Source organism: Sulfurirhabdus autotrophica (assembly GCF_004346685.1).
Classification (GTDB): Bacteria; Pseudomonadota; Gammaproteobacteria; order Burkholderiales; family SMCO01; genus Sulfurirhabdus; species Sulfurirhabdus autotrophica.
In genome coordinates this window covers 1-1,118 of sequence record NZ_SMCO01000058.1, presented here as the reverse complement: position 1 = coordinate 1,118, position 1,118 = coordinate 1, and the positions used below count along the sequence as shown (strand labels likewise).

At 46.9% G+C, this 1,118-nt stretch carries 1 protein-coding gene; it reads left to right on the top strand.

Going from position 1 to position 1,118, the window contains the following annotated elements:
* Positions 1–150: 150 nt before the first annotated feature.
* Positions 151–1,083 (top strand): hypothetical protein, encoded by a 933-nt coding sequence (locus EDC63_RS18470; protein ID WP_124946295.1) that lies wholly within the window; start codon positions 151–153, stop codon positions 1,081–1,083.
* Positions 1,084–1,118 lie beyond the last annotated feature (35 nt).

Below are 1,118 nucleotides of genomic sequence, written 5' to 3'. Positions count from 1 at the left end.
CATGCATGGGGATGTAGCCCCTAATGCGGCTCCGGACGGCATCATCGATGCAGCGGATGTGTCGCGCATCAGAAGAAAGGCATTGGGGCTGGAAACGTTTTAAACGGCAGATTACTAAATCAAAGAATTCAAAGAAAGCAGGAGACACCTATGAAACTGAATATTACAAAGTCTTATTTATTGCTGTTGTTGCTGCCGTTGGCTTTGGGTGGATTAGAGGGATGTGTCGGAACACAAACCTTTACCACTGCGGCGCGGCAAGGTGAAACGGTTTCGCTGGCAATTGGCAGACATCATTTAGCGAGACAAAATTTGACTGTAACGATTAAAGATAGCAAGGGTGTTAAGACAGTATATGCGCCAAATGACGTGAGAGTGCGCGGCGTAATCAACCTGTATCCAGACCCGGCATCCAAGGCAGTTGTGAGTGACCTTGCTCAGACCGATTTTGGTGATAATGAAAGTGTGACGGGGGCTAATATTTCTGTGTTAATCGGCGCTGACAGAGACTGGTGGCAAACCGTCATGTTACTGGATATGCCCGCCGTCTTGAATACAGGGATTGCGCAAGTGTCAATCGAAGACAGCGCTGGCGCATCGATCTTGCCTGCAACCATTGAAATTCTGCCTGGAACAAGCAGCTCAAATCTATTCAGCGTTTATAACCAGCTCGGTGCGCCTTTGAAGATAGCAACCGATTTTGGTGGTTTAAATCTGGTCCGCACATTCGAGCGCGCCGATGTATCTACGGTTATGTTTAATGGATTAAAAGATGCGAATGGGAAAGATATAATTCCCCATTCGATACAGGTAGAGTTTACCCATACACCAGGAATAGGTAAAGCTTGGGTCGTAAATCCTAAAGGGGATATGAAGAATGTCACCTGGTCAGATGATGGTACCAAACTGATAGTGATGGTGACCCCCAATAATGGTTTGACAGCCAGAAAAAATTTGACATTTATTAGTCAGAAATTTTATATCACTGGTGGCATTACTGGCCTCTCTCAGCCTACTGTCAAGGCCTACGACATCAACGGCACCCTGATGACCGGGGTGACTGCCACAGTCACTCCGCAATAAGCCAAGCCAAAGGGAACCCCACATGTTATCGCTCA